14 protein-coding genes are annotated in these 16063 nt (G+C 69.2%); 5 read left to right on the top strand and 9 right to left on the bottom strand.

The window, feature by feature from the left end; genetic code table 11:
* Positions 1 to 4: 4 nt before the first annotated feature.
* From nuoL to nuoN, 3 genes are read left to right on the top strand one after another with little or no spacing between them, the layout of a single operon-like run.
* Positions 5 to 1906, top strand: coding sequence for an NADH-quinone oxidoreductase subunit L (nuoL, locus tag ABZW17_RS29475; protein ID WP_354821266.1), 1902 nt, complete (start codon positions 5 to 7; stop codon positions 1904 to 1906).
* Entirely contained in the window at positions 1906 to 3456 is a 1551-nt protein-coding gene (locus ABZW17_RS29470) for an NADH-quinone oxidoreductase subunit M (RefSeq protein WP_354821263.1), read from the top strand. Before nuoL ends, ABZW17_RS29470 begins: the two co-directional genes overlap by 1 nt.
* A 2-nt stretch (positions 3457 to 3458) precedes the next feature.
* Complete coding sequence (gene nuoN / locus ABZW17_RS29465) at positions 3459 to 5027, top strand: NADH-quinone oxidoreductase subunit NuoN (protein WP_354821260.1); 1569 nt, start codon at positions 3459 to 3461, stop codon at positions 5025 to 5027.
* A 26-nt stretch (positions 5028 to 5053) separates the two neighbouring features.
* Here nuoN and ABZW17_RS29460 read toward each other — a convergent pair whose 3' ends face one another.
* Genes ABZW17_RS29460 through ABZW17_RS29445 form a run of 4 tightly spaced genes read right to left on the bottom strand, consistent with a single transcriptional unit; the run spans position 5054 to position 8017 of the window.
* Complete coding sequence (locus ABZW17_RS29460; RefSeq protein WP_354821257.1) at positions 5054 to 5728, bottom strand: ESX secretion-associated protein EspG; 675 nt, start codon at positions 5726 to 5728, stop codon at positions 5054 to 5056.
* Complete coding sequence (locus tag ABZW17_RS29455) at positions 5728 to 6981, bottom strand: PPE domain-containing protein (protein WP_354821254.1); 1254 nt, start codon at positions 6979 to 6981, stop codon at positions 5728 to 5730. The genes ABZW17_RS29460 and ABZW17_RS29455 overlap by 1 nt, the downstream gene beginning before the upstream one ends.
* Complete coding sequence (locus ABZW17_RS29450; protein ID WP_354821366.1) at positions 6981 to 7568, bottom strand: DUF3558 domain-containing protein; 588 nt, start codon at positions 7566 to 7568, stop codon at positions 6981 to 6983. The genes ABZW17_RS29455 and ABZW17_RS29450 overlap by 1 nt, the downstream gene beginning before the upstream one ends.
* 35 nt (positions 7569 to 7603) lie before the next feature.
* Complete coding sequence (locus ABZW17_RS29445) at positions 7604 to 8017, bottom strand: hypothetical protein (protein WP_354821251.1); 414 nt, start codon at positions 8015 to 8017, stop codon at positions 7604 to 7606.
* An 811-nt stretch (positions 8018 to 8828) separates the two neighbouring features.
* Here ABZW17_RS29445 and ABZW17_RS29440 point away from each other — a divergent pair.
* Both ABZW17_RS29440 and ABZW17_RS29435 read left to right on the top strand, forming a co-directional pair.
* On the top strand, positions 8829 to 9881 hold the full coding sequence (locus tag ABZW17_RS29440) for a polyprenyl synthetase family protein (protein ID WP_354821363.1): 1053 nt from the start codon (positions 8829 to 8831) through the stop codon (positions 9879 to 9881).
* Between the two features lie 24 nt (positions 9882 to 9905).
* A complete protein-coding gene (locus ABZW17_RS29435) occupies positions 9906 to 11114 on the top strand; it encodes a hypothetical protein (protein WP_354821248.1) in 1209 nt (402 codons plus the stop codon).
* Here ABZW17_RS29435 and ABZW17_RS29430 read toward each other — a convergent pair.
* The 5 genes from ABZW17_RS29430 to ABZW17_RS29410 form a co-directional block, all read right to left on the bottom strand.
* Positions 11107 to 11448 carry a VOC family protein gene (locus ABZW17_RS29430; protein WP_354821245.1) on the bottom strand — a complete coding sequence of 114 codons (342 nt, stop codon included), beginning with the start codon at positions 11446 to 11448 and terminating at the stop codon, positions 11107 to 11109. The two genes, ABZW17_RS29435 and ABZW17_RS29430, sit on opposite strands and share 8 nt — an antisense overlap.
* Positions 11449 to 11543: 95 nt before the next feature.
* Positions 11544 to 12608, bottom strand: a complete 1065-nt coding sequence (locus tag ABZW17_RS29425) for a 2-oxoacid:ferredoxin oxidoreductase subunit beta (RefSeq protein ID WP_354821242.1) — start codon at positions 12606 to 12608, stop codon at positions 11544 to 11546.
* Entirely contained in the window at positions 12605 to 14530 is a 1926-nt protein-coding gene (locus tag ABZW17_RS29420; RefSeq protein ID WP_354821239.1) for a 2-oxoacid:acceptor oxidoreductase subunit alpha, read from the bottom strand. Before ABZW17_RS29420 ends, ABZW17_RS29425 begins: the two co-directional genes overlap by 4 nt.
* A 259-nt stretch (positions 14531 to 14789) precedes the next feature.
* Entirely contained in the window at positions 14790 to 15554 is a 765-nt protein-coding gene (locus tag ABZW17_RS29415; RefSeq protein ID WP_354821236.1) for an enoyl-CoA hydratase, read from the bottom strand.
* Between the two features lie 23 nt (positions 15555 to 15577).
* A complete protein-coding gene (locus ABZW17_RS29410; RefSeq protein ID WP_033261465.1) occupies positions 15578 to 16024 on the bottom strand; it encodes an Lrp/AsnC family transcriptional regulator in 447 nt (148 codons plus the stop codon).
* Positions 16025 to 16063: the final 39 nt, after the last annotated feature.

Raw genomic sequence — 16063 nt, 5'->3', positions numbered from 1 at the left:
CCGAGTGACCGCATCATCGTGGCTGCTGGTGGCCCTGCCTGGCCTCGGCGCCCTGATCCTGCTGCTGGCGGGGAAGCGCGCCAAGGCCTGGGGGCATCTGCTCGGCTGTGCCACCGTCACGCTCGCCTTCGTCTACGGGCTGATCCTGTTCTTCAGCGCCGACACCGGCACCACGACCGACACCAAGGTCTACTCGTGGATCCCGGTCGGCCAGCTGCAGGTGGACTTCGGGCTGCGGATCGACGCGCTGTCGCTGACGTTCGTGCTGCTCATCACCGGCGTCGGCATGCTGATCCACTACTACTCGATCGGCTACATGGCCGACGACGAGGGCCGGTACCGCTTCTTCGCGTACCTCAACCTCTTCGTCGCCTCGATGCTGATCCTGGTGCTGGGCAACAGCTTCGTGACGCTGTACCTCGGCTGGGAGGGCGTGGGTCTCGCGTCCTACCTGCTCATCGGCTGGTACCAGGGCCGCCCGTCCGCCGCGACCGCGGCGAAGAAGGCGTTCCTGATGAACCGCGTCGGCGACGTCGGGCTGGCGCTGGCGATCTTCATCATGTTCAAGTACGCGGGCTCGACCGGCTACGCCGAAGTGTTCAAGGCGGTCGCCGACGGCAAGTTCTCGACGGGCGCGATCACCGCGATGGCGATCCTGCTCCTGCTGGGTGCCTGCGGTAAGTCCGGCCAGTTCCCGCTCCAGGCGTGGCTGCCGGACGCGATGGAGGGCCCGACCCCGGTGTCGGCCCTGATCCACGCGGCGACGATGGTGACCGCGGGTGTCTACCTGGTGGCCCGCTCGAAGGACATCTTCAACGCCACCGAGGACGGCCGCCTGATCGTCACGCTGGTCGGCACGGTGACGCTGCTGCTCGGGTGCATCATCGGCTGCGCGTACGACGACATCAAGAAGGTCCTCGCGTACTCGACGGTCAGCCAGATCGGCTACATGATGCTCGCCGTCGGCCTCGGGCCGATCGCGTACGCGCTGGGCATCATGCACCTGGTGGCGCACGGCTTCTTCAAGGCCGGGCTCTTCCTCGGGGCCGGGTCGGTCATGCACGGCATGAACGACGAGGTCGACATGCGGAAGTTCGGCGGCCTGCGCAAGAAGATGCCGATCACCTTCATCACCTTCGGCCTCGGTTACCTGGCCCTGATCGGCATCCCGCCGCTGTCGGGCTTCTTCACCAAGGACGCGATCATCGAAGCGGCGTTCGGCCAGGGCGGCTGGCGCGGCTGGGTGATGGGCGGCGCCGCGCTGCTGGGCGCCGGGCTGACCGCCTTCTACATGACCCGCCTGATGGTGATGACGTTCTTCGGCAAGGAGCGCTGGAAGGACATCAAGTCCAGCGACGGCCGGGACTTCCACCCGCACGAGTCCAAGGCGGTCATGTGGATCCCGATGGCCGTCCTGGCCGTCGGCTCGGTCGGCGCCGGCGCGTTCTTCGCCCTCGGCGACCGCTTCGCCCACTGGCTGACCCCGTCGGTCGGCGAGCTGGAGGAGGCGCACAACTCGCCGCTGAACGCCGGGGTGATCTCGGCGGCGGCGATCGTGTTCTCCCTGGCGGGCGTGGCGATCGCCTACCTGATCTTCCGCCGTGACGTCCCGGTCGAGCAGCCCCAGCGGGTCTCGTTCGTCACCCGGGCCGCGCGCAAGGACCTGTACGGCAACGCCCTCAACGAGACGCTGGTCGCCCGCCCGGGCACCTGGCTCGCGCGGGCGCTGGTGTTCGTGGACAACCGCGGCGTCGACGGCGCGGTCAACGGCCTGGCCGCCGGGCTCGGCGGCGGGTCCGGCCGGCTGCGGCGGCTGCAGACCGGGTTCGTCCGGTCGTACGCGCTGTCGATGCTGGGCGGCACGTTCCTGCTTCTGGCGGCTCTCCTGCTGGTGAGGTTCTCCTGATGACCTGGTTGCTCATCCTCATCCTGGTGCCGCTCGCCGGCTCCCTGGTGCTGGCGTTCCTCAAGGGGAACGACCGTGCCGCGGTGCTGGCCGCGCTCGGGTTCTCGGTGCTCGAGTTCGTGTTGGTCATCCCGTTCTGGCTCAGCTACTCGCCCTCGGGCGCGCGGCTGCAGATGACGTCGAGCTTCGACTGGATCCCCAGCTTCGGCGTGCACATCGCGTTCGGCACCGACGGCATCTCGCTGATCATGATCGCGGTGATCGCGCTGCTGGTGCCGATCGTCGTCGGCGGGCTCGGCACGCTGGACAAGCTGCCGGCGGGCCGCAGCGCGGGCGGGTTCCTCTCGCTGATCCTGCTGCAGGAAGCGCTCACGATCGGCGTGTTCGCCGCGACCGACGTCTTCCTGTTCTACGTGCTGTTCGAGATCATGCTGATCCCGATGTACTTCCTGATCGGCGGCTACGGCGGCGCGAACCGGCAGTACGCGGCGGTGAAGTTCTTCCTGTACTCGTTCCTCGGCGGCCTGATCATGCTGGCGTCGGCGATCGGGGCGTACTCGCTGGCGTCGGACAAGCTCGGCAAGGGCACGTTCGACTGGGCCACGCTGGTGACGGTGGTGCGCGACGCGCCGCTGTCCACGCAGATCTGGCTGTTCCTCGGGTTCTTCCTGGCCTTCGCGATCAAGGCGCCGCTGGTGCCGTTCCACACCTGGCTGCCGGACGCGGCGGGGGAGGCGCCGATCGGCGTCGCCGTCCTGCTGGTCGGCGTGCTGGACAAGGTCGGCACGTTCGGGTTCCTGCGCTACTGCCTGCCGATGTTCCCGGAAGCGAGCAAGACCCTCGCGCCGCTGGTGCTGGTCCTGTCGGTGATCGGCGTCCTCTACGGCTCGATCCTCGCGGCGGGCCAGCGGGACATGAAGCGGTTCATCGCCTACGTGTCCATCGCGCACTTCGGGTTCATCTCGCTGGGCATCTTCGCGTTCAACGAGCAGGCGATGGTCGGCTCGGCGACGTACATGCTGAACCACAGCCTGGCGACCGGCATGCTGATCGTGGTGATCGGCCTGGTCGTCGCGCGTGGCGGGTCGACGCGGATCTCGGACTACGGCGGCATGGCGAAGGTGACGCCGTTGCTGGCCGGCCTGTTCCTCCTCGCCGGTCTGTCCACGTTGTCCCTGCCGGGCACGAACTCGTTCGTCTCCGAGTTCCTGGTGCTCATCGGGTCCTTTGTGGACCAGCCGGTGTACACGATCCTCGCCACGGTGGGCATGGTCCTGGCCGCGGCGTACGTCCTGTGGCTCTACCAGCGGGTCTTCCAGGGCCCGGTGCGCGGTGACGCTCTGGTGGGTGTCGGCGGCGGCCCGGGCACGGCGATCGCGCCGGAACTGGGCGCGAAGAAGGCCATCCGCGACCTGAACGGCCGGGAAATCGCGATCCTCGCGCCGCTGGTCGTGCTGATCCTCGTCCTCGCCTTCTACCCGAAGCCGGTGCTCGACACAGTCACCCCGACGGTGCAGCAGACGCTGTCCGCGGTTCAGGGAGGCAAGTAAAAGTGCTCGACATCCTCCTGACCCAGGCGCAGCCGCCGATCACGGTGCCGTCGGTCGACTACCCGGCGGTGCTGCCGGTGCTGATCGTCTTCGGTGCGGCGTGCGTCAGCGTGCTGGTCGAGGCGTTCGCGGCGAAGCGGTCGCGGTTCGGCATCCAGGTGGGCCTGAGCCTGGCGTCGATCGTCGCGGCCGGCGTCGCCCTCGTTGTGTACGCAACGGGCAACGCGCCGGCCGGCGGCGTGACGACGTTCAGCGGCGCGATCTCGATCGACCGGCCGGCGCTGTTCCTCTGGGGCACGCTGCTGGCCTTGGCGGTCGGCGCGGTGCTGCTGATCTCGGACCGCGTGGTCGAGCCGGGCGGCGCACTGGTCGCCCAGGCGGGCATCCGCCCGGGCACGGTCCAGGACCGCGCCCAGACGGCGACGGTGATGCAGACCGAGGTGTTCCCGCTGACGCTGTTCGCCCTCGGCGGCATGATGGCGTTCACGGCGGCGAACGACCTGCTGACGATGTTCATCGCGCTCGAGGTGCTGTCGCTGCCGCTGTACCTGATGTGCGGCCTCGCGCGGCGGCGGCGGTTGCTGTCCCAGGAAGCGGCGGTCAAGTACTTCCTGCTGGGCGCGTTCTCGTCGGCGTTCTTCCTGTACGGGCTGGCGCTGCTGTACGGCTACGCGAACTCCGTGAAGCTGGGCCAGATCGCGGCCGCGGCGGCGGGTTCGGACCGGTCGGACACGCTGCTGTTCGCGGGTCTGGGCCTGCTGGTGGTCGGCCTGCTGTTCAAGGGTTCGGTCGGCCCGTTCCACACGTGGACCCCGGACGTGTACCAGGGCGCCCCGACCCCGGTGACGGCGTTCATGGCGGCGTGCACGAAGGTGGCGGCGTTCGGTGGCATCCTGCGGGTGCTGTCGGTGGCGTTCTCGTCGACGTCGTGGGAGTGGCGCGGGGTGCTCTGGGCGGTGGCGATCATCTCGATGGTGATCGGCGCGGTGCTGGGCCTGACGCAGACGGACGTCAAGCGGATGGTGGCGTATTCGTCGATCGCCCACGCGGGGTTCCTGCTCGTGGGCGCGATCGCGATGACGCGCGACGGGTTGTCGAGCACGCTGTTCTACCTGCTGGCGTACGGTTTCACGACGCTGGCGGCGTTCGGCGTGATCAGCCTGGTCCGGGATTCCTCGGGTGAGGCCACGCACCTTTCGGCTTGGGCCGGTCTCGCGAAGCGGTCGCCGCTGCTGGCCGGGGTCTTCACGTTCTTGCTCCTGGCGTTGGCCGGTATCCCGTTGACTTCCGGTTTCGTCGGGAAGTTCGTGGTGTTCTCGGCGGCCCTTTCGGACGGAATGGCCCCGCTGGTCGTGGTGGCATTGGTGTTCAGCGCGGTGGCGGCGTTCTTCTACCTGCGCGTGATCGTGTTGATGTACTTCTCGGAGCCGGCGGCCGACGGTCCTTCGGTATCGGTCCCGGGCTTCGGCACTGGGACGGCGATCTTCCTGGGCACGGCGGTCACTTTGGTGCTGGGCCTGGTGCCTGCGTTCGCGCTGTCCTGGGCGGGCGCTGGAGGCTTCGCCTTCTGAGCTCTGTCTTTTCGCCGCCGCCCCTTTCAACGAGGGGCGGCGGCTTTTAGTTTGTCGGCAAGTTGTTCCGGCTCCCCGGGCACAACGCTGATGTACCCGTCGGCGAGGGCGATCCCGACGCGGCCATCTTCCAGGTCGAGGTAGCTGACTGTGGTGTTCTCGGCTTGAAGCTGCCCGATGCCGACGTGGGGCTGTTTGAAGAGGGCATCGAGGTGTTGCGCTTCGCGGCTGCCGGCTTCGTCGAAGATGTCGCTTTCCTTCTGGAATTCCTCTTGGGGGAATGAGAAGGGCTTGATGGGGGCCGGTCGGCAGGGCGGAAGCTTGGAGATCAGAGCGTCGGCCGGGTGGGTTTCGGGCGCGACACTCTCGAGTTCGACCTGCTCGTTCCGGCAGACAACAATGACGGCGGTGCGGCCCCGTTTCGCGACGAGAACACCTCGCTGCCCGGCGGCGTCCCGCGCGTAGGCGACGAACTGCTCGGCGGGGTTGCCGATGAGGTGGAGGACGTCTTCGAATTCGGGGGTGAAGCCGTCGCCTTGGATGAAGCCGTAGGGGCTGAGTTCCTCGAAGGCTTCGCGATCGATCTGTTTTCTGCTGGACGGCGGGATGTAGCGGAGTCCTTGGGCGAGGACGGGGTGCGGGTCGCCGCAGCCGGTGGCGCGGAGGGCGGTGAGGAGGGTGGTCAGCGAGAGGGTGGCCATCAGCTCTTTTTCTCACCGATGACGGGTGGCATGGGTTTTTCGGTGAATCCGCCGAAGGTTTCGTCGGGATCGGGGTTCTGCAGGTAGGGCGCGCGTTTCTTTTCGCGGTCTTCATCCTTGCCGCGACCACCGGCGGGGGTGCCCATGGGGGTGACGGTGGCGCCGCGGGAGCCGGGGGTGGTGCGGGTGGGGTTGGTGCCGGGGCCGGCGAGGCGTTCGTCGGGGAAGCGGGTGCCGGAGGCGTTGCCGGGGGTGCGCGTTCCGGGGCGGTATCCGGTGCCCGGTCCCGTGGTTGTCCCGCGGCCGCTGCCTGGCCCTGTGCCTGTCTCGGGTCCTGTTCCTATGCCGGTTCCGGTTCCTGTGCCGGCGAAGTACCCGCCGCCGGTCCCGGGCCCGAAGTCGCCGGAGAAGCTGCCACTGCCGGTAGGCCCGAAAACGTACCCACCCTGAGCGGCGGGCGGCACGACGGGCCTGGGGACGTAGCTGTTGGCATGGGTGGTGTCGCTCTGCCCGGCCGGCGCCTGCGGCTGGAAGGGCTTCTGCACCTGGCTCGGTGGCCGGTTCACCGTCTGGTCCGGTCGGTCGGTCTCCTGCTTCGTAACCTGGTGGTCCTGCCCGGGCCGGACGGTTTGCCGATCCTGTGGCGGAACCCGGGTATCGTTCGGATTCCGAGCCCATTCCCCGGTATCGGTAGGCCCAGGTTTCGAATGATCGCTCATGGAGACCGCCGAACCGGAGTCGGCAAGCCGCGCGTACTGCGCGGGCATCCGTCCACCATTATCGGTACTGGCGGAGTGATAGGCGCCGAAGGCATCGATATTGCCCTGACTGTCAGCCTGCCACCCGGCAACTTTGGCGGAGTACGAATCCCACCCCCGCCCGGCAAGAACATTCCGAACATCATCAATACCCAATTCCGGCGGCTGAGGAGGAACGGGCTTGACGGAGTGCTTGGCGGTACCAAAGGCATCCATCTGAGCCCCAACGGCAGCCTGAGCATTCCGAAGATGAACAGCATCATCAGCGGCGGCTTGAACAAGGGGAAGGGTGGCATCGGCAGCAGCATCACCGGCACGCCCGCGCCACCCGGACATGGTCTTGGCCCGAAGAGCACTGATCCGCTGGGCCCGCTCAACCATCCGGTCCGTCAGCTGGCTGGCCCCATCCTGCGCATCACCCAGCGACCCAGTGCCCTCACCTCCGGTGATCTGCTCATAAATCTGCGCGGCTGTCAACGGCCCTTCGATAGCCATCAATTTCCTCCCTTGAGGGAACTGATCACCTTGGCAGCAACGGCTTGAGCCGCCTGGCAAGGGTCTGCGTTGCCGACCTTCGTGTGGGACTGCGTAATCGTCAAATCGACGGTTGAACGGTCGCTGGTGCCGACTGCCAGTGAGCAGTTCCCCTTTGCTCGGAAATCCGACGTGCCGTAGATGACGGCCGGATAGCCGCTGATAGGAGGCAGCGGCTCGAAGAGTTTGTAGCTGGTTTCTCGGGCGCGATAGACGCCCGTCAGCCCGAGATTGTCTCCCGCCGTCGAGAAGATGAGGTTGACGCTGGCGCCAGAGCCGTCGGCAGGATCCCAGCTGCACGTGGGGCCGGCTGGCGCTCGCGGATCCGGTTTAGCGGCAATGACCTGGCCGAACACTTCGGACACCTGGGAATCGGTCAACGCGGAGCACGGTGCTGAAGCAAATTTCGCAACGTCGAGTGGACGCTCCACCTTGGGAACCCCCGGGCCGGGAACCTGATCATCCAGGGCTGAGGTTTCGGCTGTACGCGGCGTGCTCACCGGAGATGCCGTACCCGGCGTCTCCGGTGAGCACGCCGCGAGGGCCACGATGCCGATGCAGGTCAAAGAGACGACGCGGCGCACTAGAGGATGCCCTTCGTGGTATCGGCGATCTGGCCGGCGTGGGTCTCTTCGGCCTCCGCATACTTGCCCAGAGCGGTGACAAATCTGTCTGCCATTGCGTCGCAGTAGTCCGCACGTTGCCTCAGCGTCTTGGTCAAAGCGCTGCCTGAAGCCCGGACCAATTCAGCATTTCCGCTGCTGGCGTACTCGATGCCTGGGCCCTGTACTCGTCCGAGCTTCTCGGCCTGCGCAATGTCAGCGCGGAACTCGGCTGCCAGATCCCGCCACTCCCTGACCAGCTCGCGAAGGGTCTCCTCGTCGTACTCGAACCCCCCGCCCCCGTCACCGCCCCCATAAGACCCCGGAACCCGCACCCCGTCCGGCCCTGGCAGGGTCCAATCTCCGCCCGGGTCGTACACCGGTCCTGTCGTCATCAGCTCTCCCCTAGCTTGCAGTGTGCTTCCTCCCGCGCACTCTGCGTATCCGACGCGCCAAACCTTACCAAAGTCCCCTCCCCGAAAAACAAGCCCTAACGGGTCGGCGCACAGCTCGTTTCGCCCAGCGTCACCCCGCCGGACAGGCCCGATGCCGGCAAAAATCCGATGCGCAACATCGTCAACCCGATGCTCCCGTCGCCCGGGAGGCTCTGGGTGTTGAACACCGCGTTCGCCAATGGCGTTCCGTCCGATTTCCGGATCGGGGACACATATGACGGCGGCACCGGGCTCGGGGGGTTCGCGATTCCCGTCAGACCTTCGAATGTCCAAGTCGTCTGGGACTGCGTTGCCGTGCACGTCACCGTGAACCTCGACAGCTTCACCCGGGGCCCGCCCGCCGGAACCAATGCCGACAGCTCGAAAGGCCTCCCAGGGAACACGCCCCTTGCGGTGGGACCGTGACCGACACACCCGCCCTGGTGAACGACGCCGAGCCGATGCTCGCCGCGCCTGGGAGGGGGGCCGCCTGGGTTGGAGCTGACGACAAAAGCACCGCCACCGCCGGGACGACCGTGCTGTCCTCCTCGCCTCGGGAGAGCTGCCTCTCCCCGGACTGGATATCCGGTCGCCGGAGACGTCCGTTGCGTCCGGAATCTCCGATCACCCTTTCGAGGATCGGGAACCACCCGGGGCGGTGTCATGTTCGTCACCGTTTCCGCAGGACAGCGGGTAAACGACCGCGCGCGGGAGCCACTACGCTCAAGGGGCAACCCGACCGGTGCACGAGTAGAGCGGAGCCGACGTGTCTGTGCCTTCCCCAGCCCCCGGGGCGGGATCCCTCCCCGCTGCGCCGGGCGGCGCCCTCGACGACCTGCGGGCGTCGGTCGGCCTGCAGATCGCCGACGAGACCCTGCTGCGCTCCATCGCCGGCGGGCTGGCCGAGGTCGAGAAGCTGCTCCGGGACGTCGTCCGCAGTGACGTCCAGGCCGTCAACGACGCCGCCCTGCACCTGGTCGAGGCCGGGGGCAAACGCTTCCGTCCCCTCTTCACGCTGCTGTCCGCTCAGTTCGGCCCCAAGCAGGACGACCACGTCGTGATCGCCGCCGCCGCGGTCGAGCTGGTGCACCTCGCCACGCTCTACCACGACGACGTCATGGACGAGGCCGACATGCGGCGGGGTGCCGAGAGCGTCAACGCGCGCTGGGACAACACCATCGCCATCCTCACCGGCGACTTCCTCTTCGCGCACGCCTCGCGCCTGGTCGCCGACCTCGGCACGGACGCCGCGCGGATCATCGCCGAGACCTTCGGCGAGCTGGTCACCGGCCAGATGCGCGAGACCGTCGGCCCCGGCCCCGGCGATGACGCCGTCGCGCACTACCTCACCGTCATCGCGCAGAAGACCGGCTCGCTGATCGCCACCTCCGGCCGGTTCGGCGGCATGATGTCCGGCGCCGCCGAGGAGCACATCGAGGCGCTGCGCCGGTTCGGCGACATCATCGGCACCGCGTTCCAGATCTCCGACGACATCATCGACATCGCCTCGCCCTCCGACGAGCTCGGCAAGGCGCAGGGCACCGACCTGCGCGAAGGCGTCCGGACGCTGCCGATGCTGTACGCGCTGGCCGACCCGGGCACCGACCCCCGCCTGGTGGAGCTGCTGTCCGGCCCGATCGGTGACGACGTCCTCGTCCAGGAGGCGCTGGAGCTGCTGCGGGTCAGTAGCGGACTCGACCGCGCACGCGTCACCCTTTCCGACTACGCTCAGCGCGCGCGAGCCGAGCTCACCGCGCTGCCCGCGTCACCCGCCCGGGACGCGTGCGAGTCGGTTGCCGACTACCTGGTCGCGCGGACGCGCTGAGCACTAAAACAGGGGCAGGAAAAAATGTCCATTTTCGGACAGGTCTGGCTGTGGAGCCTGGCCGCGTTCTTCGTCGGGGCCGTCCTCACCTGGCTGGTGCTCGTGCTGCCGCTGCGCAAGAGCGTCCGCAAGCTGGAGAGCGCGCTGGCGCAGGCCCACGCCGACGCCGCGCGCACCCCCGCCAACGCGGCGGCCGAGAGCTACTCGCGCCCGGAGCCGCGGTTCGAGCCCGAGCCGCGGTTCGAGCCGGAGCCGACGCGCCAGGAGACCTCCTACCCCGGCACGCTGGTCGCCGCGCCGCCGATCCACCGCGACGACGTCCACGACGACATCGACCAGGACTTCGCCGAGCTCGACGCCCAGGTGCCGACGCGGGTGCCGCCGCCCGAACCCGAGCCGGAGCCCCAGCCGCTCGACGAGGACGACCCCTACCGGACCGCCGCCACCCAGTTCCTGACGCCGGTGGCCGAGCCGGAGCCGTCGGACGACTACCACGCCCCGGCCACCGAGTACCTGGTGCCCGACGAGGAGCCCGAGCCCGTTTCCCCGGCCCTGTCGCAGCTCGACCCCGAACCCTCGGCGGGCTCGCTGTTCCAGCCGCCGGGGGAGGAGGCGCCCACGCCGGACTGGTTCGACCACGAGGCGCGGAGCGAGCGGTCGGCGTTCGAGGAGCCGGTGGAGCGCACGCGCTACCTCGGCTCGGTGGGCAAGGACGAACCGGAAGAGGACGAGACGCCGCAGTACGCGTTCGGCGGTGACGTCGCCGACGGCGAGCTCGACGTGCCGGCGGAAACCCCGGCCGAGGCGACGCAGGTGCTGCCGAAGCGGCAGCCGCGGGGGGCCGTGCGCGGCGGCTTCGACGCGCCGCAGCCGATCCAGCCGTCGATGCGCACGGTCGAGCGGCGCGAGCCCGACCTGTCCGGCGCGCACAGCGGCTCGCTGTTCGAGCCTTCGGTGCAGCCGAACCAGGCGGCCGCCGCGGTCGCGGCGCCCGAGCCGCCCCCCGCGCGGGAGGCGGCGGGCGACTCGGTTCCGCCCGGCCCGTTCGGCCCCGGCTCGGCGATGCCGCGCCCGGGCGGCGGCGCGCCCAGTGACAGCTTCGCCGTGAAGGCCAGCGTCACCGCGTTGCGCTACTGCACCGTGGAATCCGCGCAGTTCCCGAAGATGGTCGCCGAGGTGTGGTTCCGGACCGCCGAGGACGCCGAGCGCGTCGGGTTCCGGCCGCTCAGCTGAGGGCCTGGAACAACACCATTGCGGCACCGCCGGGATCGGTGACGACCACGAGCGAGCCGAACGGCAGGTCGGTGCGTTCGCGCACCAGGGTGCCGCCCAGCTCCACGGCTTTCGCCGCGGCGGCGTCCACATCGGACACCGGCGCGTAGGGGAGCCATTGCGGTGCCCGGTCGTCGCCCGGGGCCAGTTCGGTGAGGCCGCCCCACGGCGCACCGCCGGCCGTCAGCAGGGTGCCGTCCGCCTCCCAGCCCAGTAGGTCGGCGAAGAACCGTTTGCTGCCCGCCGCGTCGGAGGTGCGGACGTCGAAGAACACGAAAGGTGAGTCAGGTCGCATGACCTGAAACTTAGGACACGTGTCCCAATCGGCGCAACCCCGGAAACGCCGAAGGCCGCCATGCACCGGGCATGGCGGCCTTCGAGGAGCAGCGGTTACGCGACCGTCCAGGTGTCCTTGCCGCGCAGCAGGCCCTGCAGGTCCGGCTTGCGGGCCGCGCGGGCCTCCTCGACCTGGGCGCGGGCGCCGTCGTCGTACGTCGGGCGCTCGACCTGGCGGAGGATGCCCGTCGGGACGTGGTTCAGGTTCTGGTCGCCCAGGCGGGACAACGCGAACGCGTACGAGGTGTCCACGATGGACGGGTCGTGCACCACGACGTCGTCCTCGCCGATGTCGGCGACCTTGGCGACGTCCAGCCCGCCCCAGTCACCGCGCTTGACGCCGAACTCCTGGTTCGGGCCGAAGCGGATCGGCTCGCCCGCGCGCAGCGGGATCAGCCGCGTGGCGGCCTCGTCGGCGTCCTTGAGGACGTCGAACGCGCCGTCGTTGAAGATCGGGCAGTTCTGGTAGATCTCGACCAGCGCCGAGCCGCGGTGCTGCGCCGCGGCCTGCAGGACCTCGGTCAGGCCCTTGCGGTCGGAGTCCATCGCGCGGCCCACGAACGACGCCTCCGCGCCGATCGCCAGCGACAGCGGGTTGAACGGGGTGTCCACCGAACCCATCGGCGTCGACTTGGTGACCATGCCCTGCCCGGACGTCGGGGAGTACTGGCCCTTGGTCAGCCCGTAGATCCGGTTGTTGAACAGCAGGATCTTGATGTTCACGTTGCGGCGCAGCGCGTGGATCAGGTGGTTGCCGCCGATGGACAGCGCGTCGCCGTCACCGGTGACGACCCACACCGACAGGTCCGGGCGCGTGGTGGCCAGGCCGGTCGCGATCGACGGCGCGCGGCCGTGGATCGAGTGCATGCCGTAGGTGTTCAGGTAGTACGGGAACCGCGACGAGCAGCCGATGCCCGAGATGAAGACGATGTTCTCGCGCTTGAGGCCGAGCGTCGGGAGGAACGACTGGACCGCGTTCAGCACGACGTAGTCGCCGCAGCCGGGGCACCAGCGGACCTCCTGGTCCGACTTGTAGTCCTTGGCCTTCTGCGGCTCGTCGGTGGTGGGCACGAGGTCCAGGCCACCGATGGTGGGAAGCCCGATGTCGATTGCGGTCACTTCGCCGCCTCCGTAGTAACGCTGGTGATGATCTCCGAGAAGACGTTCTGCAGCTCTTCGGCCATGAACGCCATCCCGGCGACCTTCGTGTGCGAGTGGACGTCGACCAGGTACTTCGCCCGCAGCAGCAGCGCGAGCTGGCCCAGGTTCATCTCCGGCACCACGACCTTGTCGTAGCTGCGCAGGATGTCGCCGAGGTTGGCCGGCAGCGGGTTGAGGTGGCGCAGGTGCGCCTGCGCGATCGGCAGGCCGAGCTTGCGCACGCGCCGGCAGGCCGCGCCGATCGGGCCGTAGGACGAGCCCCAGCCCAGCGCCAGCACGCGCGCCTTGCCACCGGACGGGTCGTCGACGACGAGGTCGGGGACGTCGATGCCGTCGACCTTCGCCTGCCGCAGCCGGACCATCTTCTCGTGGTTGGCCGGGTCGTAGGAGATGTGGCCGGTCTTGTCGGCCTTCTCCAGCCCGCCGATGCGGTGCTGCAGCCCGGGGGTGCCCGGGATGGCCCACGCGCGGGCGAGCGTCTCGGGGTCGCGGACGTACGGCCAGAACTCGCCGGAGTCGTTGTCCGCGTTGGGCGCGGTCGCGAACTCGACCCGCAGGTCGGGCAGCGATTCGACGTCCGGGATCAGCCACGGCTCGGAGCCGTTGGCGATGGCGCCGTCCGAGAGCAGCAGCACCGGGGTGCGGTACTTCAGCGCGATCCGCGTCGCCTCGACGGCCGCGTCGAAGCAGTCGGCGGGGGACAGCGGCGCGATGATCGGGACCGGGGACTCGCCGTTGCGGCCGAACATCGCCTGCAGCAGGTCGGCCTGCTCGGTCTTGGTCGGCAGGCCGGTGGACGGGCCGCCGCGCTGGACGTCGATGACGACCAGCGGCAGCTCCACCATCACGCCGAGGCCGACGGCTTCGGACTTCAGCGCTACACCGGGCCCGGACGTCGAGGTGACGCCGAGCGCGCCGCCGTAGGACGCGCCGAGCGCGGCGCCGATGCCGGCGATCTCGTCCTCGGCCTGGAAGGTGATGATGCCGAAGTTCTTGTGCTTGGACAGCTCGTGGAGGATGTCCGATGCCGGGGTGATCGGGTACGTGCCGAGCAGGATCTGCAGGCCGGAGCGCTGCCCGGCGGCAACGATCCCGTACGCCAGCGCGGTGTTGCCGGTGATCTGGCGGTACGTGCCCTGGGTCAGCTTGGCCGGGGCCACCTGGAACGTCGTCGCGAACGACTCGGTCGTCTCGCCGTAGTTCCAGCCCGCGCGGAAGGCCAGGATGTTCGCCTCGGCGATGTCCGGCTTCTTGGCGAACTTCTCGCGCAGGAACCGCTCGGTGCCCTCGGTCGGCCGGTGGTACATCCACGACAGCAGGCCGAGCGCGAACATGTTCTTGCAGCGCTCGGCGTCCTTCTTGCCGAGACCGGTGTCGGCGAGCGCGCCCTGCGTCAGGGTCGACATGGCGACGCGGTGCACCTGGTACGGCGCGAGCGTGTCGTCGTCCAGCGGGTCCGTCGCGTACCCGACCTTGATCAGGTTGCGCTTGATGAACTCGTCGGTGTTCAGGATGATCGTGCCGCCGTGCGGGACGTCGGCGAGGTTCGCCTTCAGGGCGGCCGGGTTCATCGCCACCAGCACGTCCGGCCGGTCGCCGGGGGTGAGGATGTCGTAGTCGGCGAAGTGCACCTGGAAGCTGGAGACGCCGGGGATGGTGCCCTGTGGCGCGCGGATCTCGGCGGGGAAGTTCGGCATCGTCGACAGGTCGTTGCCGAACGCGGCGGCTTCGGACGTGAAGCGGTCGCCGGTCAGCTGCATGCCGTCACCCGAGTCGCCCGCGAACCGGATGACCACCCGGTCCAGCTTGCTGACCTCGGTCGGCCTGGTTGCGGCGAGCGAGCCGTGGCCAGCGCCGTTGCCGTTCGCACTCGTGCTCATGGGTCAGGGATTCCCTCTCTCCCGACGGTACGGCTTCCGTTCGCCTGCCGGTGCCGCGGCTGCGCTCACCAGGTCTACTCCCGAGGTTAGCTCGCCCCCAACACCGATGTTGGTAGTGTCCCGGCTGTTGGGCGACCTCATCGGTGCTCTCTCATGTCTCTTCGCTGGTCCGCCAGATACCTGTAACCGATGGTAACGGGTAGCCGTCCTGGCGCGTTGTGATGCGTGTCTCCCGGGACGGTAACGGGCGCGGCTCGAATCACGGCCGAGAACGGATCCGGGCCTGCAGCAGGGAAAGCCGCTCGGCGAACGCCGGCGAACCCAACGACGCCAGCTGCGGCTCGATCTCGACGTCGACGGCCTCGCTGTGCGCGGCCAGACCGGCGGTGGTGCGGAGACTGCGCTTGGTGGCGATCAACGCTTCGCGCGGCGCGGCAACGGCACTGTGCGCGAGGTCACGTGCGGCGGTCAGCAGTTCGTCATGTCCGCCGTCGACCACGCGCAGGGCCAGCCCGGCCCGCACGGCCGCCTCGGCGTCGAGGGGCTGTCCGAACAACGTCATGGCGGCGGCCTGCTGCGGGCCGGCCAGCCGCTGCGTCATCCAGGTCATCCCGCCGCCGGGGTGCAGCCCGAGCTCGAGGAACCGCGCGACGAACTTCGCCCGCGGCCCGGCCAGCCGCACGTCGGCGGCGAGCGCGAGGTTCAGCCCGGCCCCGACGGCCGCGCCGCCGACGGCGGCGATGGTCGGCAGCTTGCACCGGGCGACGGCGAGGAAGCCTTCGTAGATGGCGCGCAGACCGGCTTCGTCGGCGTTGGCGAGGGCAGAGAGGTCGGCGCCGGCGCAGAAGGCGGGCGGGGTGCCGGTGACGACGACGGCGTGCACGGACTCGTCCTGTTCCGCGGCGGCCACGGCGGCGGCGAGCCGGGCGGAGAGGTCGAGGGTCAGCGCGTTGCGGCTGCCGGGCGCGTCGACGGTGAGGAGGGCGACGCCGCCGGCGTGCTCGCTGACGATGCTGTCGGTCATGGGCCCAGGGTGGCAGGCCGCCCCTACTGCTCCGGCGTCGGTGGCCGTTCCAGCAGCCGCGACAACACCACCGTCGACACCGTCCGGTCCACGATCTCCAGCCCGCGCAGCCGCTCCAGGGCCGTCTCCAGGTGGTGGATGTCCGCCGCCCGCAGGTGCACGATCGCGTCCGCCGCGCCCGACACCGTGTACGCCGCCACCACCTCCGGCAGGGGCTCCAGCCGGGCCCGGATGCGCGCCGGGGTGATGTTGCCCTGGCAGGTGACCTCGACGAACGCCTCCGTTCCCCAGCCCAGCGCCTCCGGGTCCACCACCGCCGTGAAGCCGCGCAGGATGCCCGTTTCCAGCAGCCGGTCGACCCGCCGCTTCACCGCCGGGGCCGACAGGCCGACCACCTTGCCGATCTCCGCGTAGCTGGAGCGCGCGTTCGCCACGAGACACGAAACGATTCGCTGGTCGATGGTGTTCACACGCAACATTTAGCACAGATACGCGCAGCGAACAGCGAT

Origin of the sequence: Amycolatopsis sp. NPDC004625, assembly GCF_040609695.1 — a bacterium.
Classification (GTDB): domain Bacteria; phylum Actinomycetota; class Actinomycetes; order Mycobacteriales; family Pseudonocardiaceae; genus Amycolatopsis.
The sequence above is the reverse complement of the archived record's forward strand: the minus strand, read 5'-3'. Positions and strand labels throughout refer to the sequence as shown.